Origin of the sequence: Ensifer aridi (assembly GCF_002078505.1) — a bacterium.
Lineage (GTDB): Bacteria > Pseudomonadota > Alphaproteobacteria > Rhizobiales > Rhizobiaceae > Sinorhizobium > Sinorhizobium aridi.
Window position 1 is genome coordinate 21,354 of record NZ_LUAV01000016.1, and the last position, 23,499, is coordinate 44,852.

19 protein-coding genes are annotated in these 23,499 nt (G+C 63.8%); 7 read left to right on the plus strand and 12 right to left on the minus strand.

What is annotated here, in order from left to right; translation table 11 throughout:
- Positions 1-61 precede the first annotated feature (61 nt).
- Positions 62-550: a (2Fe-2S)-binding protein gene (locus AYK65_RS15350; protein WP_026615566.1), complete on the minus strand. Its 489-nt coding sequence runs from the start codon at positions 548-550 to the stop codon at positions 62-64.
- A gap of 425 nt (positions 551-975) precedes the next feature.
- Between AYK65_RS15350 and AYK65_RS15355 the strand changes: the two genes are divergently transcribed.
- A complete protein-coding gene (locus AYK65_RS15355; RefSeq protein ID WP_046120495.1) occupies positions 976-1,227 on the plus strand; it encodes a YMGG-like glycine zipper-containing protein in 252 nt (83 codons plus the stop codon).
- A gap of 194 nt (positions 1,228-1,421) precedes the next feature.
- Here the strand turns inward: AYK65_RS15355 and AYK65_RS15360 are convergent, their stop codons facing one another.
- The 3 genes from AYK65_RS15360 to AYK65_RS15370 are packed head-to-tail and all read right to left on the minus strand — an operon-like array spanning position 1,422 to position 3,422.
- Complete coding sequence (locus AYK65_RS15360) at positions 1,422-2,648, minus strand: RNA polymerase sigma factor (protein ID WP_046120496.1); 1,227 nt, start codon at positions 2,646-2,648, stop codon at positions 1,422-1,424.
- Between the two features lie 52 nt (positions 2,649-2,700).
- Positions 2,701-3,054: a YciI family protein gene (locus AYK65_RS15365; protein ID WP_046120497.1), complete on the minus strand. Its 354-nt coding sequence runs from the start codon at positions 3,052-3,054 to the stop codon at positions 2,701-2,703.
- 17 nt (positions 3,055-3,071) lie between these two features.
- Positions 3,072-3,422, minus strand: coding sequence for a YciI family protein (locus AYK65_RS15370; protein WP_046120498.1), 351 nt, complete (start codon positions 3,420-3,422; stop codon positions 3,072-3,074).
- Here AYK65_RS15370 and AYK65_RS31705 point away from each other — a divergent pair.
- The 4 genes from AYK65_RS31705 (at position 3,421) to AYK65_RS15390 (ending at position 13,942) form a co-directional block, all read left to right on the plus strand.
- A complete protein-coding gene (locus AYK65_RS31705) occupies positions 3,421-3,792 on the plus strand; it encodes a hypothetical protein (protein WP_139793191.1) in 372 nt (123 codons plus the stop codon). The genes AYK65_RS15370 and AYK65_RS31705 overlap by 2 nt on opposite strands.
- Positions 3,793-4,046: 254 nt before the next feature.
- The gene (locus AYK65_RS15380; RefSeq protein ID WP_026615560.1) at positions 4,047-5,960 is read left to right on the plus strand and encodes an autotransporter assembly complex protein TamA; all 1,914 of its coding nucleotides are present in this window, start codon (positions 4,047-4,049) and stop codon (positions 5,958-5,960) included.
- Positions 5,961-6,065: 105 nt separating this feature from the next.
- Positions 6,066-13,115 (plus strand): translocation/assembly module TamB domain-containing protein, encoded by a 7,050-nt coding sequence (locus AYK65_RS15385; RefSeq protein ID WP_139793192.1) that lies wholly within the window; start codon positions 6,066-6,068, stop codon positions 13,113-13,115.
- Between the two features lie 41 nt (positions 13,116-13,156).
- Positions 13,157-13,942 carry an APH(3')-II family aminoglycoside O-phosphotransferase gene (locus AYK65_RS15390; RefSeq protein ID WP_046120501.1) on the plus strand — a complete coding sequence of 262 codons (786 nt, stop codon included), beginning with the start codon at positions 13,157-13,159 and terminating at the stop codon, positions 13,940-13,942.
- Positions 13,943-14,046: 104 nt separating this feature from the next.
- Here AYK65_RS15390 and AYK65_RS15395 read toward each other — a convergent pair whose 3' ends face one another.
- Complete coding sequence (locus AYK65_RS15395) at positions 14,047-14,526, minus strand: VOC family protein (protein ID WP_026615558.1); 480 nt, start codon at positions 14,524-14,526, stop codon at positions 14,047-14,049.
- A 194-nt stretch (positions 14,527-14,720) separates the two neighbouring features.
- Positions 14,721-15,155: an Lrp/AsnC family transcriptional regulator gene (locus tag AYK65_RS15400; RefSeq protein ID WP_026615557.1), complete on the minus strand. Its 435-nt coding sequence runs from the start codon at positions 15,153-15,155 to the stop codon at positions 14,721-14,723.
- A 138-nt stretch (positions 15,156-15,293) separates the two neighbouring features.
- Here AYK65_RS15400 and rocF point away from each other — a divergent pair, with 138 nt between their 5' ends.
- On the plus strand, positions 15,294-16,217 hold the full coding sequence (gene rocF / locus AYK65_RS15405) for an arginase (protein ID WP_046120502.1): 924 nt from the start codon (positions 15,294-15,296) through the stop codon (positions 16,215-16,217).
- A gap of 270 nt (positions 16,218-16,487) precedes the next feature.
- Complete coding sequence (locus AYK65_RS15410) at positions 16,488-16,967, plus strand: chemotaxis protein CheW (protein ID WP_026615555.1); 480 nt, start codon at positions 16,488-16,490, stop codon at positions 16,965-16,967.
- A 112-nt stretch (positions 16,968-17,079) separates the two neighbouring features.
- On the opposite strand, the gene AYK65_RS15415 is transcribed toward AYK65_RS15410, so the two are convergent.
- Genes AYK65_RS15415 through AYK65_RS15440 form a run of 6 tightly spaced genes read right to left on the minus strand, consistent with a single transcriptional unit; the run spans position 17,080 to position 23,418 of the window.
- Entirely contained in the window at positions 17,080-17,310 is a 231-nt protein-coding gene (locus AYK65_RS15415; RefSeq protein WP_026615554.1) for a formate dehydrogenase subunit delta, read from the minus strand.
- Positions 17,311-17,341: 31 nt separating this feature from the next.
- Positions 17,342-18,247: a formate dehydrogenase accessory sulfurtransferase FdhD gene (gene fdhD / locus AYK65_RS15420; RefSeq protein WP_081158922.1), complete on the minus strand. Its 906-nt coding sequence runs from the start codon at positions 18,245-18,247 to the stop codon at positions 17,342-17,344.
- 8 nt (positions 18,248-18,255) lie between these two features.
- Positions 18,256-21,135 (minus strand): formate dehydrogenase subunit alpha, encoded by a 2,880-nt coding sequence (gene fdhF / locus AYK65_RS15425; RefSeq protein ID WP_046120503.1) that lies wholly within the window; start codon positions 21,133-21,135, stop codon positions 18,256-18,258.
- Positions 21,132-21,389 carry a hypothetical protein gene (locus tag AYK65_RS15430; RefSeq protein ID WP_046120504.1) on the minus strand — a complete coding sequence of 86 codons (258 nt, stop codon included), beginning with the start codon at positions 21,387-21,389 and terminating at the stop codon, positions 21,132-21,134. Before AYK65_RS15430 ends, fdhF begins: the two co-directional genes overlap by 4 nt.
- Positions 21,386-22,942 carry a formate dehydrogenase beta subunit gene (locus AYK65_RS15435; protein WP_046120505.1) on the minus strand — a complete coding sequence of 519 codons (1,557 nt, stop codon included), beginning with the start codon at positions 22,940-22,942 and terminating at the stop codon, positions 21,386-21,388. Before AYK65_RS15435 ends, AYK65_RS15430 begins: the two co-directional genes overlap by 4 nt.
- A complete protein-coding gene (locus AYK65_RS15440) occupies positions 22,939-23,418 on the minus strand; it encodes a formate dehydrogenase subunit gamma (protein ID WP_081158924.1) in 480 nt (159 codons plus the stop codon). Before AYK65_RS15440 ends, AYK65_RS15435 begins: the two co-directional genes overlap by 4 nt.
- Positions 23,419-23,499: the final 81 nt, after the last annotated feature.

Sequence of the window (23,499 nt, forward strand, 5' to 3'; positions counted from 1 at the left end):
CATGTTTTTATCCTTAAATCGGGTACGATTTAAGGAAACATGCAGTAGAATCCGGCTTCCGTCACTCCGCCGCGTGGCGGGCGCCGCCCATCTCGGCCGCGGCGGCCAGAATCGCCTGGACGATGTTGTGATACCCGGTGCAGCGGCAGATATTGCCCTCGAGTTCGGCGCGCACGGTCGCCTCGTCGAGATTGCTGCCGTGACGGCGGATCATGTCGACCGCGGTCATCACCATGCCGGGGGTGCAGAAGCCGCATTGCAGCCCATGATGGGCCTTGAAGGCCGCCTGGACCGGGTGAAGCTCGCCGTTGGCCGAAAGCCCCTCGATGGTCGTGATCGACGACCCTGCCGCCTGGACGGCGAGGATGGAACAGCTTTTCACCGACTGTCCGTCCATATCGACGACACAGGCGCCGCACTGGGTCGTGTCGCAGCCGACATGCGTCCCAGTCAGGCCAAGATTTTCGCGGATAAAGTGCACCAGCAGCGTGCGGTCATCGCACAGGCCGCTCACCTGGCGGCCGTTGACCGTCATTGTTATTTTCGCCATTTCGCTCCTCCGGGGTCGGTCAGTGCCATTTCGAGCGCGGCTTCAAGTCGGGTGATATGTTCACGCGACTGGAAGTACGCGTCACTGATATCAATGCCCTCTGCCAGCGGTCCGCTCCTCCCGGACCGATCGGCGACGTTGTATCATTTGTTTTTTTTCCGAATGTCGCAACCGTCTCGGCTGCCGAATGGCAAAAAAATCCAGGGCCGTCTGTAACAGCGGCGACAGCGCCTTCATCTTCTGTTCAGGAAAGAGCGCATTATCTTGCGGCGGGAATGATTTGCCCCCCCCGTGGACTTTACACGGCGGCGGGGTATCTTCCGGATTGCAAGTTCAAGTGGAGAGCGACGGTCGCGTCGCCCTTCCATTCACCCTAAAGACGGACGAGGCGACAAGCTGAATCCGTTGAAATCGGAGAGGACAATATGAAGAAAGCCATCGCACTTGTGCTGGTCGCCTTGTCGGTCGCAAGCTGCACGCAGACGGAAAAGGGTGCCGGCATCGGCGCTGCATCGGGCGCGGTCATCGGCGGCGCCATCACGAACGACGTGCGCGGCGCGGCCATCGGCGGGGCCATCGGTGGTGTTTCCGGCGCGCTGATCGGCCGTGCCACCGAGCAGCCGGGCCAGTGCTACTACCGCGATCGCTACGGCCGTCGCTACATCGACGCCTGCTGATTGCTGCGGCAGTTCGCGAACATCGGCCCCGGAGCTATCCGGGGCTTTTTTATGGTATTCGGCGGCTGCCGCCGCGCTTTCTACAGCGCCGTGCGTCTTTTCAGACGCACAAAGGACGCTGTAGCACTTTGAATGCTGCATGTTTTTGTCCTTAAATCGGCTACCATTTAAGGAAACATGCAGTAGGCTGCGTGTCACTCGGGAAGCTCGGCGATCCTCTTGCGGATAAATGCCTTTTCCGGTTCCTGGCGGCAAAGTCCGAGGGCGTTTTCATAGGCGAGGCGAGCATCGGGGAAACGCTTGAGCTGGCGCAGGAAATCGGCGCGGGCCGCGTGCGCCAGATGATAATCCCGCAGCTCTCCCCTGGAGAGGATCGCGTCTACGATCGCAAGCCCGGCCGCAGGTCCCTCGCACATGGCAACGGCCACCGCCCTGTTCAGTTCGATAATGGGCGAGGGGCGGGCGCCAAGAAGCAGGTCGTAAAGCCGGACGATGCGGTGCCAATCGGTTTCATCCGCCTTGCGCTTCCGCGCATGTTCGGCGGCGATTGCCGCCTGCAGGCCATAGTAGCCGACCGCCCCACCCTCGGTCGCCGCATCGATCAGAGCCAGCCCCTCCCTTATCATCTCACGGTCCCACAGCGCGCGGTCCTGATCGGCAAGCAAGATGATCTCGCCCGTAGCGCTCCGCCTCGCCGCGCGCCGCGAGTCCTGCAGCAGCATCAACGCAAGCAGCCCTGAAGCCCCGGGGTCCGGCAGAAGGGCAAGCAGTGTGCGGCAGAGCCGAATGGCCTCCGCCGTCAAATCCGCCCTGACGATATCCGTTCCCGAGGAAGCCGAGTACCCCTCGTTGAAGACCAGATAGATCACGTGTAGTACCCGCTGCAGGCGATCCGGCAACTGGTCCTTGTCCGGCACCTCGTAGGGAATTCCGGCAGAGCGGATGCGGTTCTTGGCGCGCACGATCCGCTGCGCGACTGTCGGCGGAGGAATAAGGAAAGCGTGCGCGATCTCCTCTGTCGTCAGCCCGCATATTTCCCTGAGTGACATGGCGATCTGCGCATCCGCCGGAATGAGGGGATGGCAGCAGGTAAAGATCAGGCGGAGCACATCGTCTTCTATGAGATCCATATCGCCGATCTCCGCTTCTTTGGCCGGGTAGAGGCTGTCTTCGATATCCTTCAGCGACGCGTCGAAGCGCGACCGCCTTCTCAGCTGGTCGATGGTACGGAAGCGTCCCGTCGACACCAGCCAGGCCATTGGGTTCTCCGGAACCCCGTTCTTTGGCCACTTCCGCGCCGCTTCGGCGAAGGCCTCGTGCAGCGCCTCCTCCGCCCGGTCGAAATCGCCGAGCAGGCGGATGAGCGTTGCAAGAACCCTGCGCGAATGAGAGCGGTAGATGTCGTCGATCAGCTTCTGCAAGACGTCACCTCAGCCGTGTCGGCATGCCTTCCACCTCCGATAACACGCGATATCACGCCTCGTTGATCGAATAGGCCGGGCGCACTTCTATGGCGGCGATCCTGGCTAGCGGCGAACGACTTGCGATGCGAAGCGCCTCGTCCATGTTCTCGGCTTCGATGAGGATGATACCGCCGAGGTGTTCCTTGATCTCGGCGAAGGGCCCGTCGGTGACCGAAATTTTTCCGTCGCTCATGCGGACTGTCTTTGCAGTTGCCGGAGGCCGAAGGGCCTGAGCGAGCAGCAGATGGCCGCTTTTGGTGAGGCCTTCGTCATAGCTGCGGCACTCTTCCGTGAGCTTTTCCCCTTCTTCCTTCGATAGTTCCTTTCCGCCCGTTTCAAACCAGAATTGGCAGAGATAATGCATAGGTTCCTCCTTGAGCCTCAACCGAAATTGTGAACCGGCCGCACCTCTATGCTGCCGAGCTTTGCGAGCGGAATCCCAGCCGCAACGCGGATCGCCTCGTTCAAATCCCTCGCTTCGATCAGGATGAAGCCGGCGAGCTGTTCCTTGGCTTCGGCGAAGGGGCCGTCCGTCACGGAAATCTCCGAGTGGCGCACGCGTACGACAACGGAGTTCGCGGGCGACTGCAGCGCTTCCGTAGCAATCATATGTCCGCTTCTGGCCAGTTCCTGGTCATAACCCATGGAGTCGCGATCGAGTTGTTCCCTCTCCTCATTGGACAATGCCTCGAACTTCCCTTCCTCGCACCAGACCAGACAGAGATACTTCATGATGAGTGCTCCCGTGTTTCGATGCCCGGTTGACGAACAGAAGAAGCACATTTCGACAGGCGGTGAGAATTTTTTTGGAGTTTTCGTGCCGCCTGTCGAACTTGGTCAGCCGTGTTCGACCAAAGACCGTCGTTACAGATACGGAGTGACGGTCATGAATATTGTTGATGTCGCACTGGCAAAGCAGGCTTTTGCCCGCGGCCATGAAAAATGGCAAAACTTCGATCCCTTGGAAATGCGCCGGCTGCTGCTGCGGCTTTGCATTTTCGTGCCGGTCCTGGCGGCGATCATCGGTTCCCTCGAAATCGCCGGTGCCAGCAATCCGAAAGTCGCTCGATCCGACGCCACTCAAGAGCTGGCTCTTCCCTGACCTTTTGCCTCATTCAAAGGCCTCTTGATAGGTTCGCTGCGGTCTCGCAAGCCGCCGAACGGCATCGGCTCTTGTGCCTGTCACACAACATAACGAGTCCTTTTTGCCGAAAAACGTCGCCGAATCTCGCTTTCCAGGGTGGAACAGATGGGCCTTCACCGTTAACACATGGAAAACCATGCCCTGCTATGGTGGCCGATGCCGCATATGCAGGCAGTAAGTAAAGAGTCGCCTGGAACGGGATGCGGGGAGGAATGTCTCCACCACGATGGAGTATCGCGCATTGGAAGGCTGCGACGGTATTTGCCCTTGCGGCCTCGACGGCGCTCGGTCCGATTGCTGCGGGTAATGCGCATGCGATCAGGATCTTCGGCATGCGCTTCTTCGAAGGTCCCGAGGAGGAAGTGCAGGTCATTGATCCGGTCCGCTATGCGCTCACCTTCGACGCGGGCACCGACGACGAGGAGCTTCGCGAGGCGCTCGAAAACGGGTCGCAGCTCTTTCAGGATCAGGAGGAGCCTGTTTCCGGCGATCTCGGGCTGGCCATCAAGGCGCGCGACGACCGCGACCGCCTTCTCGCGGTCCTCTATGAAAGAGCGCGCTACGGCGGCTCGATCAGCATCCTCATCAACGGGCAGGATATCGATAGCCTGCCGCCCGATCCATCCTTCCCGGACGGCCAGGCCGTTCCTGTCACTGTCCGCGTCACGCCGGGGCCGGTATTCACGCTCGATTCGGTGAGGTTCGAAGGCGACGCCGCCGGCCTCGACCCGGCGACTTACGAACTCAGGCGCGGCGCCCGTGCCGATTCGACGCTGATCATCAGGGCGGGCGAGCGGATCGTGAACGACCTGAAAGAGCAAAGCCGGCCGCTGGCGAAACTCACGGAGCGCAGCGTCGTCGCCGACCACGCCACCTCCACTGTCGACGTCACGATCAGCGCCGACGCGGGGCCGGTCGCACCCGTCGGCGACCTTACCGTCACGGGCACCAGGACTGTGGATCCCGATTTCGTCCGGGACTATTCCCGTCTCAACCACGGCCGCCGCTATTCGCCGGAAAACATCCGCAAGGCTGCCGAGCGCCTGCGTCAGTTGAACGTCTTTTCGAGCGTCACCATCAACGAAGCCGACACGCTCGCCCCCGACGGCACCCTCCCGATGAATATCCACGTGTCCGAAGGCAAGCACCGCTATTTCGGCTTCGGCGGCCAGGTCTCGACGACCGAAGGTCTCGGCGTGCAGGGCTATTGGGGCCACCGCAATCTCTTCGGCCGCGCCGAGTCGCTCCGGATCGAAGGTTCGGTCGACCGCATCGGCGAGACCACGGACGTCGGCAGCCTCGACTATTCGGCCGGCATCCTGTTCGCGAAACCCGGGGCCTTCGGACCGGCGTCGACCTTCACCGCCAGCGTCAAGGCAAGCCTCCTCGATCCGGACGCTTATAGTGCCAAGACCATTACCGCGGCGGCGGGCGCGAGCTTCGAGCTTTCGCCGACGGACACGATTTCGGCCGGCGTGGAACTCGGCTGGGCGGATATCGATGATGCCTTCGGCTCGAACTCCTATGTCACCGCCGCCCTCCCGTTCGAATATGTCCGCGACACACGCGACGACAAGCTGAATGCGACGGAGGGCTACCGGGCGCTGATCAACGCCAAGCCGAGCTACGAAATCGAGGGGCAGACCTTCTTCAGTTCGTTCGAGGCCTCCGCATCGGCCTACTACTCGCCGGGAGAAGAGAACCGTTTCGTACTGGCCGGGAAGCTCGGCGCCGGTGTTCTCGTCGGCGGCGACGAGCTTTCCGACATACCGGCGACGAGGCGCTTCTTTCTCGGCGGCGGCGGAACGGTTCGCGGTTATTCCTTCCAGGAAATAAGCCCACGCAACGCCGACAACGAGCTGACGGGCGGCCGTTCCTATGTGAACGGCACGCTCGAGGCCCGCATCGCGGTTACCGACACGATCGGCATCGTGCCCTTCATCGACGCCGGCAGCGTTTCGGAGAGCACGACACCCGATTTCTCGGATATCCGCGCCGGTGCCGGCATCGGCCTGCGCTATGCAACGCCCTTTGGACCGATTCGGCTCGACTTCGCCGTGCCGCTCAACAAATACCCGGGAGGCACCGACTACGGCATCTATGCCGGCATCGGGCAGTCCTTCTGATCAAGGTCGCGACGCCGTGGTAGAATAGATGAAGCCGGCCCCACGGGGTGATGCGTTTCCGTCCTGACGATTCCAGAGCGGCGCAACATGGTCTATGGATAGGACATGAATCAGGTCATCGGCACTCTTCGATCCGCGCTGCGCTATTTCTTCGCCGTTCTCGGCACCGTGCTGGTCGCGCTGCTCTTGCTTGTCGCGTTCCTCGGCTTCACCGTGCCCGGAGCGCGTGTCGTCGCCTGGGCTATCGAGAAATATGCCGGGACTCCCGATCAGATCGTCCGCATCCAGGATCCGGGGCCCCTGCTGACCGGCGACTTCACCGCCGGAACCGTCACTCTCTTCGACGGCGAAGGAATTTATGCGGAGGTCCGCGACCTTTCGGTGGATTGGTCGCCGGCGGAGCTCCTTTCGCTGCGCTTCGACGCCAGCAAGGTTTCGGCAGGTTCGGTCCGTCTGGAGCGGCTGCCAATTCCCTCGACAGAGACTAAGGAAGTGCGCTCGACCTTAGCGCTCCCGGTCGACCTCAAGATCGATGCCTTCGATGTCAGTGAGATCATGATCGGCAAACAGATCGCCGGGCAGGATCACTTTCTGACAGCGAAGGGTAAAGTCAACGCCACGAATTCCAGCATTGCGCTCGCGGTTGACGCCGCCGAACGCGATCGGCCGGACGCGCGGGCCGTCGCCGACCTCGTCTTCAATCCGGCCGGCAACCAGTTGAAACTCGACGCGCAAGTCTCTGAACCGACGGGCGGACTTCTGGCGAAGCTCATGCGCCTGCCCGGCGAGCCCGCAGTGAACATAACGCTATCGGGTGATGGCCCGCTTTCCGACTGGACGGGGTCGGGCACGGCCTCGCTCGACGGCGGCGAGATCCTGAGGCTCGATGGACGGCATGTATTGGCGCAGGACGGCATGCACAATCTCGCCGTTTCTGGCGGCGGCGCCCTTGCAGCCCTGATGCCGGCCGCTTTCAAGCCGCTTTTCGAGGGAACGACCAGCATCGATCTCACCGCCGCCTTCGACGGCAAGAGCAGGATCCGGATCGACGCCGGCAAGCTTTCGACCGGTGCCCTGACCCTGAACGCCTCGGGAACCGTCGACAGTCGTGGCGAAAACAACCTTCAGGCAAGCGTCACCGGCACGAGCGGGCCCTTCGATTTCCGCTGGCCGCTGAAGAACGGCGAACTACAGGCACGCATCAACGCAGCGAACCTGTCGCTCATCGGCGACGGGCAGTCGGCGATTGTCGACATAGCCGCCGACGTACCCTCGGTTTCACTGCCGCAGGGGAACCTCACCGCCATTCGGCTCTCGGCGCAAAGCGACGCCTTCAATCTGGAAACGCGGTCCGGACCACTGAAGACCACCGTGGACATAGGAGATACCCGGTTTGCGAGCGCCGACCTTCAGCGGGCAATACGAGCTCCGATGAAGCTCGACGGCACGATGACCGTCGCGCCGGACGACATTCGTTTCGATCCGCTGACCATCGAGAGCGCCAGCATTGGCGGCTCGATCACCGGCAATCTTGATCGCACCGACGCATCGCTCGAGGCGGCATTCAAGCTCTTCGCCGTTCCGGACGTGTTGCCGCCCCCGCTTGCGGATAAATTCGACAAGACAATCGAGCTCTCCGGCAATGTCGCGACGGAAGAGGACGGCACCGTTCGGCTCAGCGGTCTCGACATCAAGTCGGAGACCGTCCAAGCCTCCGGCTCGCTTGCCCTTTCAGGCGAGACGCTCACCGCCGACATCCAAGGCACAATCCCGGAAATTGGAAGGTTGGTGGACGAAGCCAGGGGCGCCGTGGCTTTCCATACGACCGCGTCCGGTCCTGTCAACAAGCTTGGCGTCAAGGCGGATATCAGCTCGAGCAGCGTGACGCTGGCAGGACGAACATTGAGCGATCTCAAGATCGGTGCCTACGCGACCGCGACACCCGACAGCCCCGAAGCGAAGCTCACCGCCACCGGCGCGCTCAACGGCCAGGCGATCGACATGCGCGCCGACGTCGTCTCGAAGGATGGCCGCACCTCCGTTCCCGCACTCGAAGCAAAAATCGGCGGCAATACCCTTACCGGCGCGATCGAGCTGACGGCCGACTTCAGGCCGAACGGCCGAATCAATTTCAGGCTGCCCGAGCTCGGGCTTCTCACCGCCATGGCTGGTGAGCAGGCATCGGGTGATCTTGCCGGGACTGCGACGGTGCAGACTGCTGACGGGATCACGTCGGTTGCGATCAAGGCCAATGGCGGCGGCATTCAGCGCGGGGCACTGGCGGCTGCCAGACCGGAGATCGACGTCGACATAGCCGATGTCGCCAACCCGGCGGTTCGGGGGGCAATCCGGGCCGAGAGCCTTTCGCAGGGGGCTAACCGCATATCGGATGTCAAACTCGCTTTCGACCAGCAGGCGGGAAGGACGAACTTTTCTGCCGATGGCCTCTATGATGGCGCGCCGCTCACGGCAACAGGCGAGCTGACGAGCAACGCCGGGCGCACCGAACTCCGCCTTGTCTCCGCCTCCGCGGCGCCCAGACGCCTGCCGCTCGAGCTGGCCGAGCCTGCGGTTATCGCAATCGAAAACGGTGTCGCTCGTCTCGAAGGCCTGGCCATACGAGCTTCGACGGGCACCGTTGCCGTCTCCGGTACGGCCGGCGATACGCTTGACCTCGCGGCGAGCCTGAACGACCTCCCGGCCGTGCTGCTCAACAATTTCGCGCCGGCCCTCGGCGCCGAAGGCATCGTCGACGGTACGATCGACGTCGACGGAGAAGCCGCGGCGCCGCTGATCGAATACGGTCTCGCTTGGCGCGGCGCATCCGTGTCGTCGCTGCGATCTGCCGGCATTGCCGCGCAGGATCTGACGGCGCGGGGCACGGTCGCCGTCACGGAGACTGAGATCCGCTTCGATCCGATGGCGATCTCGAGCGCCGGCTTCCGCGGCAGCGTCTCCGGCAGCCTCTCCCGTGCTGAGGGGACGGCCGCCGCGAATTTCAGATTTGAGGCCGAGCCCGGCCTCTTGCCAAGAGGGCTTGCAACAAGAATCGACACGCCCGTCGCGGTCTCGGGCAAGCTCGAGACCGGCGGCAATGGCAGCGTGAAGTTGAGCGCTCTCGAGGTCAAATCTGGCACCCTCGACGCCACGGGCTCGGCTACACTTGCCGAGGGGCAACTGACGGCCGACGTCAATGGCACGATGCCGGATCTTGGCAAGCTGCTTGCCGAAGCGGAAGGCCAGGTTGATTTCCAAGCCGGCATCTCCGGACCGCTGGACGCGCTCGTCGTCAACGGGGAATTGACCTCCGGCGGCGCCGTCCTTGCCGGCCGTTCACTGACGGACCTGACGGTCACCGCCGATGCGACGGTCAGACCAGGCAACCCGCAGGCAAGGCTCACCGCCACGGGCACCCTCGACGGGCAGGCGATCGACGTTCGCGCCGACGTGGTCTCGGAAGATGGGCGCACGTCCATTCCGGCGCTCGAAGCGAAAATCGGCAACAATCGCCTGACGGGCACGCTCGATCTGACGACTGACTTCAAGCCTAACGGACAGATCGATTTCACCCTGCCCGACCTCGGCCTCATCGCTGCCATGGCCGGTCAGCAGGCCTCTGGCGATCTTGCCGGTTCGGCGACGCTGCAGACGGTGAGCGGCGTTACGTCGGCTGTGATCAAAGCCAATGGCAGCAGTATTCACCGTGGCGAGCTGGCAATCGCGAAGCCCGAGGTCGACCTCGCGATCGCGGACATCGCGAAACTCGCAATCAACGGGGCGATCAGGGCGGAGAGCGTCGCACAAGGGGAAAACCGCGTATCGGATGTCAACGTCGCTTTCGACCAGCAGGCGGGAGAGACCCACTTTTCCGCGAAAAGCCTCTATGACGGCGCGCCACTGACTGCGACTGGCGAACTGACGAGCAATGCCGGCCGCACCGAGGTTCGCCTCGCCTCCTTCTCGGCCGCGCCCAGGCGCGTGCCGCTCGAGCTCGCCGGGCCGACGGTGGTCGCGGTCGAAAACGGTATCGCTCGCCTCGACGATCTGACCATCCGGGTCTCGACGGGCACAGTAGCCGTTTCTGGAACCGCCGGCGACCGGCTTGACCTGTCGGCGAGCATAAACGGCCTGCCGGCCGTGCTGCTCAATACGCTGGCACCGACCCTCGGCGCGGAAGGCGCCGTTGCCGGCACTGTCGATATCGACGGAGAAACGCAGGCGCCGGTGGTCGCATACGATCTTGCCTGGAGCGGCGCATCCGTGTCCTCGCTGCGATCCGCCGGCATTGCCACGCAGGACCTGACCGCGAAGGGCACGGTCACTGTCACGGAAGCGGCGATCCGTTTCGATCCGACGGCGATCGAGAGCCCAGGCTTCCGCGGCAATCTCACCGGCAGCCTCGCCCGCGCCGAGCAGACCGCGACGGCAAGCTTCGAGCTGCAGGCCGAACCGCGCGTGCTGCCGGCTGGCTTAGCAACAAGGTTCGACACGCCGGTTACCGTCTCGGGCGACATCAAGACCGGCGGCGACGGCAGCGTCAGACTGAGCACTCTCGAGGTCCGGTCCGGGACCGTCAATGCCAGCGGTTCGGCGGGCATCGCCGAAGGCCGGGTGACGGCCAATGTCGAGGGCACGCTGCCCGCGCTCGGCAAGCTGCTTGCCGACGCGGAAGGAAAGGCTGCCTTCAACGCCGACATCTCCGGTCCGCCGGACGCTCTCGCCGTCAAGGGAGAGCTGACCTCCAGCGGCGCAATGCTTGCCGGCCGCTCGCTGACGGACCTCACGATCACGGCCGATGCAACGGTCACCCCGGGCAGCCCGCAGGCGAAGCTCACCGCGAGCGGCGGCCTCGACGGTCAGCCGATCGACGTCAGGGCGGAGGTGGTTTCCAAGGACGGCCGCACGTCGATTCCCACCCTCGAAGCGAAGGTCGGCGACAACCGGCTGACGGGCGTGCTCGATCTGACGGCGGACCTCAAGCCGAACGGCACCATCGATTTCAACCTGCCCGATCTCGGACTGGTCGCCGCGCTGGCCGGGCAGAGGGCCTCTGGCGACCTTTCCGGCTCGGCGACGGTCCGCACTGCAAACGGGATCACGTCCGTTACGCTGAAGGCGAGCGGCAGCGGCATCAAACGCGACGCGCTGACGATCGCCAGGCCGGTCGCGGACATTAGCATCGCCGACATCGCCTCTCTGGCAATCCGAGGCAGCGTCAGGGCGGAGAGCGTCGCCCAGGGGCAAAATCGCGTCTCCAACGTCAATCTCACCTTCGAGCAGCAAGGCGGCCGGACCGGCTTCGCGGTCGATGGCCGCTTTGACGGCGCCCCGTTGGCGGCGAAGGGCGACATGGTGAGCCAAGGCGGCCGCACGGAAATCCGCCTCGCCTCCTTCACGGCGGCGCCGAGGAAGCTCCCGCTGAAGCTCGCCAAGCCGACGGTCGTCGCCATCGAAAACGGCGCCGTGCGTCTCGGCGACCTGACCATTCAAGCGTCGAAAGGCGCAATCGCGGTCACCGGAACCGCAGGCCCCTCGCTCGATATTTCGGCCAAGCTCAACGCGCTGCCCGCCGCGTTGATCAACACCTTCGCGCCGGCGCTCGGCGCTGAAGGCGCGATCAACGGTACCGTCGAAGTGAGTGGAACCGCGGCTGCCCCGGTCGTCGACTACGATCTTAGATGGAACGCCGCGTCGGTGGCGGCGGCGCGCGGTGCCGGCGTGTCGGCGCTTGAGGTCTCGGCGAAGGGCCGATACGCCAACAACCGGGTTACCGTCGACGTCACGGTATCGGGTCCGGGCGATCTCTCCTTCCGGGGAGGCGGCCATGTCGATATCGGCGGCAATATGCCGATGTCGATGAAATTCGCCGGCGACGTGCCCTTCGGCCTCCTCGCCAATACTTTGGCGGAACAGGGCTTCACACTCACCGGATCGGCCAGGGTCGATCTCTCGCTCACCGGGTCGGCCCGGGCGCCGCAGATTACCGGTACCGTATCGACCAGCGGCGGCCGGCTCGTCGATGTACGGCGCAATCTCGCCCTGAACAATCTTGCAGCCAATATCGCGCTCGACGGACGTCAGGCGAGGATTTCGAGGCTCTCGGCCAATCTCGCGACCGGCGGATCGATCGAGGCGAGCGGGACGATCGGCATCGCCGCCGGGTCCGGCTTCCCGGCGGATCTCAGGATTCGCCTCAACAATGCCACCTATGTCGACGGCACATTGTTTACGGCAAATCTGGCCGGCGACCTGACGCTCAAAGGTCAGCTCGTCGCCACGCCCGTGCTGGGCGGTCGGGTGACGATCCGCCGGGCGGCGATCACCATTCCGGAAAGATTGCCGGCCTCGCTCTCGGCCATCGACATCGAGCATAGGAACGCCCCGCCCCAGGTACGGCGGATGGCAAGAGACCTCCGCAGGGACACCTCGGCCGGTGCAGGGGTCGAGGCCCGCGGCGTCATCGCCTTCGATCTCGCGGTCCGTTCGCCGGGACAGTTTTTCGTGCGCGGCCGCGGCATCGACGCCGAGCTTGGCGGCGACCTGACGATTCGCGGCACGGCCGCTCAACCGGTCGTTTCCGGCGACTTCGACATGCGGCGCGGGCGCCTCGAAATCCTCGGCAAGCGGCTGACCTTCACCGAAGGCCATATCGGCTTCGGCGGCGATCTCATCCCGACGCTCGACCTAGACGCGACCTCGAGCGCCGGTTCGACGACGATCACCGTCAACATCGCCGGTCCTGCCAACAATCCGACGGTAACCTTCTCCTCCTCTCCGGCGTTACCGCAGGACGAGATCCTGGCGCAGTTGATCTTCAACCGGTCTCTCAACAACCTGTCGGCCTTCCAGATCGCCCAGCTCGCCTCCGCGGTCGGCCAGCTCGCCGGCGGCGGCTCCACCTCGCTGCTCGACGGCCTGCGCAACAAGCTCGGCGTCGACGATCTGGACATCACGACCGACGAAAGCGGCGGCGCGCAACTGCGCGCCGGCAAATACCTCAACGACCGGACCTATCTCGAATTGCAGCAAGGCTCCGATTCGGCCTCCAGCAAGGCAATCATCAATCTCGATGTCGGCCGGGGCGTGAAGCTGAAGGGCGAAGCGGCCGGCGACGGCTCGGCCGCCGGCGGCATTTTCTTCGAGAGGGAATACTAGGTTTCTCGCCACTGAAGAAGGTCAAGGCGCTAAGCCAAGCGATGCAAGTGCAAGACACCGATCTGCCACCCGGTTTCCGTCTGCAGTTGTCAGGCTACAGCTTCGAACGGGATACGCTTGGCCGCTCGGCCTCGACCGTGGTGCTGCTCGAGTCCGACAATCGCCCTCGCCTGATCCTGAAACATGAAAAGGCGGGACGGTTTTCGGAACTGAACGACGAGGCGGCGCGCCTGCGATGGCTTGCCCGACAGGGCATCCCTTGTCCGACGGTTCTCGGCAGCGCGGATCACGAAGGGCAGAGCTGGCTCTTGCTGCAAGCAGTCGAGGGTATCGACCTTGCCTCTTCCCCGCTGCCGCCTGCCGAGCGCATAGCAATCCTCGCCGATGGCCTCCGCCGGCTGCATCAGCTCGACCCGGCGGCCTGCCCTTTCGACCGTCGACTGAAGACGAGCATCGCTGCCGCAAGGGCGCGGATGGAGGCGGGCCTCGTCGACGAGAGCGATTTCGACGACGAGCGGGAAGGCAGGGCAGCGAGTGAACTCTTCGGCGAGGTCCTATCGCTCAAGCCGAAAGACGAGCGATTGGTCGTTGCTCACGGCGACGCCTGTCTACCCAACATCATCGCGGCGGGCGGCCGATTCGCCGGCTTTATCGATTGCGGCCGACTGGGCGTCGCCGATCTCCACCAGGACATTGCCTTAGCCTGCCGCAGCATCGCCTACAATGTGGGAGAGGAATGGGTGTCGCCCTTCCTCGCCCAATATGGTCTTCAGAGCGCCGATCAGGAGAAACTCTCCTTCTATTGCCTGCTGGATGAGTTTTTCTGAAGGGGGCGAAAAAGCGCGAGCAATTCGGGAGGAAGACCCCTCCCCGCGAGGGGCCACGAGAGCCGACAGGGAGAGGGAGCTTGATTCAGCACGAAGCTCGCCGGTCACGCGGCATTCCGGTCGACGCCGAACGCATCCAAGGTCTCGCTCTCGTCAAGCGCCGTGAACAGCGCCCAGATGTGGCCGAAAGGATCGATGAGCGCACCGACGCGATCTCCGGTCGGCAGCGTTTCGGCGGCATTGCGCAGGCTTGCGCCGGCGCCCATCGCCCGTTCGATGACGCGATCCACGTCATTGACGTGAAGCTCGAGGATCGCCGCAGTCGTGCCGAGCGCGTGCGGCGACCGCGGGCCGCCGAGCCTCGGTTCGGCATCCCGGCGGGGGTTGGCTCCGGCCACGCGGAAGACGGAGTCGCCGATGGAGAGATCGGCGCTCGTCAGGATACCGCGCCACTCATGGCGCTGGAGAAGCTCGGCGCCGAAAACGTCGCGATAAAAGGCGATTGCCCGCTCCTCGTCCCCATGCCTGACGAACAGCTTTATGCAGATCTGCCGCACTGTCGGACCGCCGGAATAAATGGCCATGGCAACCTCCCTGGATCGCGATGATTTCGGGTCAGTGGAACCCTGGATCAAGACCGTGATCGTTCAAACAAATGAGAACGGGTGCGAGCGGACCGCGCCCTTCCTCACGCCTGTGTTTTTTCGCTGAGGTGGAGCATCTTACAGGATGCCCGGAACAAATCAAGAACAAACCGATCGCGAACCCGGAAAAGTTGTTACGGCGCGCCGGCCATCTTGCTGGTCTTCAGCAGGATGTTCGTCTCGGTAACGGTGATGCCGTCGATCAGGCGGATCCGTCGCAAGGTCTCGTCGAAGCTCGCGAGATCGCGGTCCTCGAGCTCGGCGATGAAGTCCCATCGGCCATTGGTGCTGTGCAGCGCCCGCACCTGCGGCAAGCCGCGCAATTGCTCGGCGACGCGATCGGCCATCTTGCCGTGCACCTCGATCATGACGACGGCGCGGACGCCGGAGGCGGGGATTTCCGCCCCGGTTCGGATCGTGAAAGCCGCGATCGTGCCGTTCGCCACCAGCCGGTCGATACGCGCGGCAACCGTCGCGCGCGAAACGCCGGTCATCGCCGAGAGCGTCGACACGGGCATGCGGGAATTTTGCCGGAGTGCGCTGATGAGCGCCTGATCGAGGTCGTCCATGCTGATCACTTTGTCAAAGGCAAATTGCCAATGTGCAAATCATAGCCTTCCAATCGACAGTTTTCCATCTTTTTGCTGTCACGCTTTTTGCCGATAATTCGCTCGACTTCACGCAATCGAATAGAGGAAGAGGCGGACATGAAGAGCATCACGTTGATCGGTGCACCCATAGAGGAGGGTTCCGGCCGCCGCGGCGCCGCGATGGGGCCGGCGGCGCTCAGGATCGCTGGCATCGACACCGTGCTCGCCGAGCTCGGCCACACGATTCACGACGATGGTGACATTCGCCCGCTGCCGGCCCGCGACCTCGCCAATCACCCGGGCGCCAACAATCTGCAGACCGTCGCCGCCTTTGCCCGTGCGCTCAACGACGCCGTGCACGACACAGCACGCAGGGGGCATTTCCCCCTGATCCTTGGCGGCGACCACGCCCTTTCGATGGGCAGCGTCTCCGGCATGGCGCGCTATGCTCAGGAGGTTGGCCGGCCGCTTTTCGTCCTCTGGCTCGATGCGCATGCGGACTTCAATTCCCCGGTGACCTCGCCCTCCGGCAACATGCACGGCATGCCGGTCGCCTTCTTCTGTGGTGAAGCGGAATTCGCGCCCGTCCTCCCGAAGGATCGCCCGCTGGTCGACCCGAAGAGGGTCTATCAGGTCGGCATTCGTTCGGTCGACGAGCGCGAACGCGAGGAAATCGCCGAGCATGGCGTCAACGTCTATGACATGCGGGCGATCGATGAGATGGGCATGGCCCAGATCATGCGGAAGATCCTGGACGAGGTCCGCGTCTCCAACGGCCTTTTGCATGTCAGCCTCGACGTGGATTTCATCGATCCGGAGATCGCTCCGGGCGTCGGCACTACCGTGCCGGGCGGCGCGACCTTCCGTGAAGCGCACCTCATCATGGAGATGCTCTGCGACAGCGGCCTCGTCTCCTCGCTCGATGTCGTCGAGCTTAATCCGTTCCTCGATGATCGCGGCAAGAGCGCACGCATCCTGGTGGAATTGACGGCGAGCCTCTTCGGCCGCCGCATCCTTGACCGCCCGACCCGCAGCGCCTGAGAATGGGCGACGGCCGCGGTGGACGCGGTTGAAGAGACGCCAAGCGGAGGCAGTGGATGACCACGGTGCTCGCTTCCGCTTGGCCGCTTTCCCGCGCCCCTTTTCGTCCCCAGCAGCGGACGAAACGCCGCAAAAGCAAGTCTTAACGAATCCGGACTAGACTGGCCGTCCAAAGCGCAAAGCGGGATTTCCGCGCATGATGCGGCTTGCGCTTCGCCGGATGTCGTCGGCGGATCACCACTCCCGACCGGAAAGCTGGAAGGACCTTCGATGACAGGCACGCTGAGGACGGCCGCATTTGACGGCGAGACGCTCGAGATCATAGCGTTCCGCCTCCACGACCAGGAATTTTGCGTCAAGACGACGACGATCCGCGAGATCCGCGGCTGGGCTCCGTCAACGCCGATCCCGCACGCGCCGCCGGAGGTCATCGGCGTCATGAACCTGCGCGGCACGGTGATCCCGATCATCGACCTTGCCCACAAGCTCGGCATGAAATCGACCGTCGCCAACGAGCGCAGCGCAATCGTCGTCGCCGAGGTCCACAACATGGTCATCGGCCTCGTCGTCGACCGCGTCTCCGACATATTGACGGTGCAAGGCAGCCAGGTGCAGCCGGTGCCGGAAGTGACCGCCTCCTTCGACAAGAGCTTCGCGGAAGGCATCATCGCCAACGAGTCGGGCATGATCTGCTTCCTCAATCTCGCTCGCATGTTCAAGGAACGCGAGACGGAAGAGCTTGCCGCTTAGCTGCCGATTCCACACGCCAGGATAGTCAAAGAGGCCCCTCCCCAACCCCTTTTATCTGCCGCTTAGCGGCAGATACAAGGGGTTCCTTTCACGCAGCAAATCGATCGCTGGACTAAGCCGCCTCCGGCTTCCGAATCTTCGCGGCCGCCTCGATCACCAGCGGGTTCAGCCCCTCCCCGCCGGCCTCGATATGCTCGAACAGCTTACGGCGCATGCGCCGCTCCCAATATTTGTTGATGTGCGTCGCGACCCCCTGCGCCGCCTCCTGCGCGGGCTGGCTCTGGAAGAAGGTGGCAATCTGGTTCGCCATATAGATAAGCTTGGCGTTGGTGTTTTCAGACATTCGGCAACTGCTCCGCTTCTCTTAAAATCGATCAGAGCGGGACTCGGGCGGAAAACGGCGTCCGTTCTTCCTCGTCCCGACCTATACGCTCCGCATGGGTGAAGATTTCGAACTCGTCTCCGCGCACCAGCGCGATGAGCGTCATACCCGCCTCTTCCGCCGTACGGATGGCGAGCGCCGTCGGCGCGGAAATCGCAATGATCACCGGGCTCCCGGCGATCGCGGTTTTCTGCACCATCTCGACGGACACCCGCGACGTGACGACGACCGCGCCTTGCGTGCCCTTGAAACCGGCGCGCGCGGCGGCACCCGTCAGCTTGTCGAGTGCATTGTGGCGGCCGACATCCTCGCGAACCGCGGTCAACCCGCGACCCGGCACATAGAAAGCCGCGCCATGCACCGCGCGCGTCTCGATGTGCAGCGGCTGCCGACCGTCGAGAAGCCCCACGGCGTCCACCACATCCTGCTCGGAAAGCCGGAGCGGTGAGCCGGAGACATCCGGCGTCTGGCGAACCGCCTGCTCGATCGATTCGATGCCGCAAAGCCCGCAGCCGACGGGTCCCGCCATATGGCGCCTACGCAGCCGCAACGCCTCGTTCTGCTCGTCGACGAGCGTGATCTGCAGGTCGATACCCTTCTCTTCGGCGACGATCTCGACCGCCTCGATCTGCTCGGGACCGGTGATGATGCCCTCGGTCAGGCTGAAGCCGACTGCAAAGTCCTCGAGATCGGCGGGGGTCGCCATCATCACCGCATGGGTGGAGCCGCCGTAGGTCAGCGCGATCGGCATTTCCTCCGGCACGAGGCGCGATTGCGTGACCATCGCGCCCGCCCGGCGCGCCGCTTCGGGAACTTTCATCGTCGTCCGGAAACGGCTCATGTCCGCCGCCCGGACCGTGACGACGGCCGGAGAGGCGGAAACTCGCTTGTCCGCCATCCCGCCTCCTATTCCGCCGCCTCCAACTTGCCGGCGATGCGCCGCGACTGCCGCGCCTGCTCGTCATAATCACGCTGCCAGTCGGATGGACCGTTCGAAGGCGTCACCTGCACCGCCGTCACCTTGTATTCCGGGCAGTTCGTCGCCCAGTCGGAGAAGTCGGTCGTGATGACGTTCGCCTGCGTCGAGGGGTGATGGAAGGTGGTGTAGACGACGCCCGGCGCGACGCGGTCGGTGATCAGCGCCCTGAGCGTCGTTTCGCCCGAGCGGCTGGCGAGCCTGACCCAATCGCCGTCGCGGATGCCGCGCTGCTCGGCGTCGTGCGGATGGATTTCCAGCCGGTCTTCCGGGTGCCAGACGACATTCTCCGTGCGCCGCGTCTGCGCGCCGACATTGTAGTGGCTAAGAATGCGGCCCGTCGTCAGAAGCAGCGGGAAGCGCGGCCCCGACTTCTCGTCCGTCGCCACATATTCAGTGCGGATGAACTTGCCCTTGCCGCGCACGAAGCCGTCGACATGCATGATCGGCGAACCGAGCGGCGCCTTCTCGTTGCAGGGCCACTGCACCGAGCCCATCTTGTCGAGATAGTCATAGGAGACCATGGCGAAGGTCGGCGTCGTCGCGGCGATCTCGTCCATGATCTCGGACGGATGGCCATAGTTCCAGCTGAGCCCCATGGCCTGGGCGAGCTTTTGCGTCACCTCCCAGTCGGCATAGCCGTTCTTCGGCCGCATCACGCGGCGAACGCGATTGATGCGCCGCTCGGCATTGGTGAAGGTGCCGTCCTTTTCGAGGAAGGTCGAACCGGGCAGGAAGACATGGGCGTAATTGGCCGTCTCGTTAAGGAAGAGATCCTGCACCACGACGCATTCCATCGCCGCAAGGCCGGCGGCCACATGTTTCGTGTCTGGATCGGATTGCAGAATGTCCTCGCCCTGAATGTAGATGCCCTTGAAGGTGCCGTCGACGGCGGCGTCGAGCATGTTCGGGATGCGCAGGCCCGGCTCGTTGTTAAGGGTGACGCCCCAGAGCTTCTCGAAGGTCTCGCGCGTCGCGTCGTCGGAGATGTGCCGGTAGCCCGGCAGCTCGTGCGGGAAGGAGCCCATGTCGCACGAACCCTGCACGTTGTTCTGGCCGCGCAACGGATTGACGCCGACGCCCGGCCGGCCAATGTTTCCGGTGACCATGGCGAGGTTGGCGATCGCCATCACGGTGGTCGAGCCCTGGCTGTGCTCGGTGACGCCGAGGCCGTAATAGATCGCTCCATTGCCGTCGGTGGCGTAAAGCCGAGCAGCCCCGCGCACCAGTTCGGCCGGAACGCCGGTATAGACCTCGGTTGCTTCCGGGCTGTGATAGGGCTCTGCAACGAAGGCGGCCCAGTCCTCGTATTCCGACCAGTCGCAGCGCTCGCGGATGAAGGCTTCGTTGGCGAGGCCTTCAGTGACGATGACATGCGCCATCGCCGTCAGGATCGCGACGTTGGTGCCCGGCTTCAGCGGCAGGTGGTAAGAGGCCTCGACATGGGCCGAGCGGACGAGGTCGATCCGCCGCGGGTCGATGACGATCAGTTTCGCGCCCTCGCGCAGCCGCTTCTTCAGCCGCGAGGCAAAGACCGGATGGCCGTCGGTCGGGTTGGCGCCGATGATGATCGCGACATCCGTATGCTCGACGCTGTCGAAATTCTGCGTGCCGGCCGAGGTGCCGAAGGTCTGGTTGAGGCCGTAACCGGTCGGCGAATGGCAGACGCGGGCGCAGGTATCGACATTGTTGTTGCCGAAGCCGGCGCGCACCAGCTTCTGAACCAGATAGGTCTCCTCATTGGTGCAGCGCGACGAGGTGATGCCGCCGACGGAATCGCGGCCGTATTGGTACTGTATGCGGCGGAACTCGGAGGCCACGTGCGCGAAGGCCTCTTCCCAGGTGACTTCGCGCCAGGGATCGGTGATCTTTTCGCGGATCATCGGATTGAGAATGCGATCCTTGTGGTTCGAATAGCCATAGGCGAAACGGCCCTTGACGCAGGAATGGCCGCGGTTCGCTTGGCCGTCCTTCCAGGGCACCATGCGCACCAGCTCCTCGCCGCGCATCTCGGCTTTGAAGGAGCAGCCGACGCCACAATAGGCGCAGGTGGTGACGACCGAGTGTTCCGGTTGGCCGATCTCGATCACCGATTTTTCCGTCAGCGTCGCCGTCGGGCAGGCCTGCACGCAGGCGCCGCAGGAGACGCATTCGGAGGAGACGAAGTCCTCGTTCATGCCGGCGGAGACGTGCGAATCGAAGCCGCGACCGCTGATCGTCAGCGCGAAGGTGCCCTGCACCTCCTCGCAGGCGCGCACGCAGCGCGAGCAGACGATGCATTTCGACGGATCAAAGGTGAAATAGGGATTGGACTCGTCCTTCGGCGCCCATTGGCGATTGATCTCGCCATTGTTGCGCGCCTTCACGTGGTTGGCACCGTCATAGCCGTAGCGCACGTCGCGCAGGCCAACGGCGCCGGCCATGTCCTGCAGCTCGCAATCGCCATTGGCCGCACAGGTGAGGCAGTCGAGCGGATGGTCGGAGATATAGAGCTCCATGACACCGCGGCGGACATCCTTGAGGCGCTGCGTCTGGGTCGAAACGCTGATGCCCGCTGCCACCGGCGTCGTACAGGAGGCCGGCATGCCGGCGCGGCCTTCGATCTCGACGAGACAGAGGCGGCAGGAGCCGAAGGCCTCCATCATGTCGGAGGCGCAGAGCTTCGGCACCTCGATGCCCGCTTCCATCGCCGCGCGCATGATCGACGTGCCCTCCGGCACGGTGATCTCGCGCCCGTCGATCGTCAGCGTCACCAGCTTTTCGGATTTCGAAGCAGGAGTGCCGAAGTCGATTTCACGCACCAAATTCATTGCACTGCTCCCATGCCGACCATACGGGGGGTCAATCGTTCTCGCGCTGTTTGCGCGGCAAATTCGACAAGTTCTAACGGCAAGTCTTCAGAGAAAGCCGAGAAGGTCATGCGGCCGTCTTCGTCCCGATAGAACACTTCAAGCACGACGTGCGTTCCGCCATCAATTTGCTCGCTGATCTCGATATACATGCCATCGCGCTGTACATCGCTGCCGTGTATGAGGACAAAGTGTCTTCCGCCGAACTCGATCATTCCGCAGCCTCCACCGCCGGTGCCGGCTCGAAATCCTCCGGGAAATGCGTCATCGCGCTCATCACCGGATAGGGCGTGAAGCCGCCAAGCGCGCAGAGCGAGCCGAACTTCATCGTGTTGCAGAGATCGGCAAGCAGCTCGCGGTTCTTCTCCGGCTCGATGCCGGCCCTGATCTTGTCCGCGACCTCGACGCCGCGGGTCGAGCCGATGCGACAGGGTGTGCACTTGCCGCAGCTTTCAACGGCGCAGAACTCCATCGCGAAGCGCGCCTGCTTCAACATGTCTGCGGTATCGTCGAAGACGACGATGCCGGCATGGCCGATCAGCCCATCCTTTGCGGCGAAGGCCTCATAGTCGAACGGCGTGTCGAACAGTGCCCGCGGGAAATAGGCGCCGAGCGGGCCGCCGACCTGCACCGCCTTGACCGGCCTTCCGCTCGCCGTACCGCCTGCGATCTCGTCGACGATCTCGCCGAGCGTCAGCCCGAAGCCGATCTCGAAAAGGCCGCCATGCTTGACGTTGCCGGCGATCTGGATCGGGATCGTACCGCGCGAACGGCCCATGCCGAAGTCGCGGTAGTAGGCCGCGCCCTCGTCGAGGATCACCGGCACCGAGGCGAGGGAGATGACGTTGTTGATGACGGTCGGGCAGTCGAACAGGCCCTTATGCGCCGGCAGCGGCGGCTTGGCACGCACGAGCCCGCGCTTGCCTTCGAGGCTGTTCAAGAGCGAGGTCTCCTCGCCGCAGACATAGGCGCCAGCGCCGGTCCGGACTTCCATGTCGAAGGCGTGGGTGGAGCCGAGTACCGAAGCGCCCAGCACGCCAGCGGCGCGGGCGATCTCGATCGCCTCGGTCATCGCCGCGATCGCATGCGGATATTCGGAGCGGGTGTAGACGTAGCCCTTGGTCGCGCCCGTCGCGATGCCGGCGATCGCCATGCCCTCGATCAGGACGAAGGGGTCGCCTTCCATGATCATGCGATCGGCAAAGGTGCCGCTGTCGCCCTCGTCGGCATTGCAGACGATGTATTTCTGCTTGCCCCTCGCTTCGAGGACGGTCTTCCACTTGATCCCGGTCGGGAAGCCGGCGCCGCCGCGGCCGCGAAGGCCGCTCTCGGTGACCTCGGCAACGATCGCCGCGGGCTGCATCGACACCGCCTTCTCGAGACCGCGCAAGCCGCCATGGGCGCGATAGTCTTCGAGCGACAGGGGATCGGTGATGCCGCAGCGGGCGAAGGTCAGCCGCGTCTGCCGCTTGAAGAAGGGAATCTCCTCCGTCTTGCCGAGACAGAGTGGGTGCGCGCCGCCGTCGACGAGTCCCGCATCGAGGAGCGAGGCGACGTCGCGCGCCTTCACCGGCCCATAGGCGATGCGGCCTTCGGCTGTTTCGACCTCGACCAGTGGCTCCAGCCAATGCATGCCGCGCGAACCATTACGGACGATCGTGGCGTCGAGGCCGCGCGCAGCGATCTCGTCGGCCATCGCCTTCGCCACCTTTTCGGCGCCGAGGGCAATCGCTGCGGCATCGCGCGGAACATAGATCTTCACGGTCATCGGCGTGCCTCCGCGACCAGCGTCTCGAGTTCCGCCTCATCGAGCCGAGCATGCACCTCGCCGTCGAGCATCGCCGACGGCGAGCAGGAACAGAGCCCGAGACAGTAAACGGATTCGAGCGTCACGGCGCCGTCCGGCGTCGTCTCGTGGAAATCGATACCGAGCAGGGCCTTAGCGCGTTCGGCAAGCCGGTCGCCGCCCATCGACTGGCAGGCTTCGGCACGACAGAGCTTCAGCACATGCCGCCCCGCCGGGTGCTCGCGAAAATCATGATAGAAGGTGACGACGCCGTAGACTTCGGCGCGCGACAGATTGAGTTCGCGGGCAATGACCGGCAGGCTCTCTTCTGGCACGTAGCCGAACTCGTCCTGGATCTCGTGCAGGATCGGAAGCAGCGGGCCTTCCAGGCTTTTAAGTTCGCCGACGATCGCCAGCGTCCGTTCGGTCACGTCTGCACGCGGCAGATGGATATTCACTGAGAGAGCCCTCCCGGCTCGCGGCGCGGTGCCGTCGAATTTTCGACCGTCGTCACGCCGTTTCAATCACTTGGCAAAGAT

Excerpts from the sequence above, each read along its gene's own strand:
- AYK65_RS15350 (WP_026615566.1), bottom strand. The coding sequence starts at position 550 with ATGGCGAAAATAACAATGACGGTCAACGGCCGCCAGGTGAGCGGCCTG.
- AYK65_RS15355 (WP_046120495.1), top strand. The coding sequence starts at position 976 with ATGAAGAAAGCCATCGCACTTGTGCTGGTCGCCTTGTCGGTCGCAAGC.
- AYK65_RS15365 (WP_046120497.1), bottom strand. The coding sequence starts at position 3,054 with ATGCATTATCTCTGCCAATTCTGGTTTGAAACGGGCGGAAAGGAACTA.
- AYK65_RS31705 (WP_139793191.1), top strand. The coding sequence starts at position 3,421 with ATGATGAGTGCTCCCGTGTTTCGATGCCCGGTTGACGAACAGAAGAAG.
- AYK65_RS15370 (WP_046120498.1), bottom strand. The coding sequence starts at position 3,422 with ATGAAGTATCTCTGTCTGGTCTGGTGCGAGGAAGGGAAGTTCGAGGCA.
- AYK65_RS15380 (WP_026615560.1), top strand. The coding sequence starts at position 4,047 with ATGTCTCCACCACGATGGAGTATCGCGCATTGGAAGGCTGCGACGGTA.
- AYK65_RS15385 (WP_139793192.1), top strand. The coding sequence starts at position 6,066 with ATGAATCAGGTCATCGGCACTCTTCGATCCGCGCTGCGCTATTTCTTC.
- AYK65_RS15390 (WP_046120501.1), top strand. The coding sequence starts at position 13,157 with ATGCAAGTGCAAGACACCGATCTGCCACCCGGTTTCCGTCTGCAGTTG.
- AYK65_RS15395 (WP_026615558.1), bottom strand. The coding sequence starts at position 14,526 with ATGGCCATTTATTCCGGCGGTCCGACAGTGCGGCAGATCTGCATAAAG.
- AYK65_RS15400 (WP_026615557.1), bottom strand. The coding sequence starts at position 15,155 with ATGGACGACCTCGATCAGGCGCTCATCAGCGCACTCCGGCAAAATTCC.
- rocF (WP_046120502.1), top strand. The coding sequence starts at position 15,294 with ATGAAGAGCATCACGTTGATCGGTGCACCCATAGAGGAGGGTTCCGGC.
- AYK65_RS15410 (WP_026615555.1), top strand. The coding sequence starts at position 16,488 with ATGACAGGCACGCTGAGGACGGCCGCATTTGACGGCGAGACGCTCGAG.
- AYK65_RS15415 (WP_026615554.1), bottom strand. The coding sequence starts at position 17,310 with ATGTCTGAAAACACCAACGCCAAGCTTATCTATATGGCGAACCAGATT.
- fdhD (WP_081158922.1), bottom strand. The coding sequence starts at position 18,247 with ATGGCGGACAAGCGAGTTTCCGCCTCTCCGGCCGTCGTCACGGTCCGG.
- fdhF (WP_046120503.1), bottom strand. The coding sequence starts at position 21,135 with ATGAATTTGGTGCGTGAAATCGACTTCGGCACTCCTGCTTCGAAATCC.
- AYK65_RS15430 (WP_046120504.1), bottom strand. The coding sequence starts at position 21,389 with ATGATCGAGTTCGGCGGAAGACACTTTGTCCTCATACACGGCAGCGAT.
- AYK65_RS15435 (WP_046120505.1), bottom strand. The coding sequence starts at position 22,942 with ATGACCGTGAAGATCTATGTTCCGCGCGATGCCGCAGCGATTGCCCTC.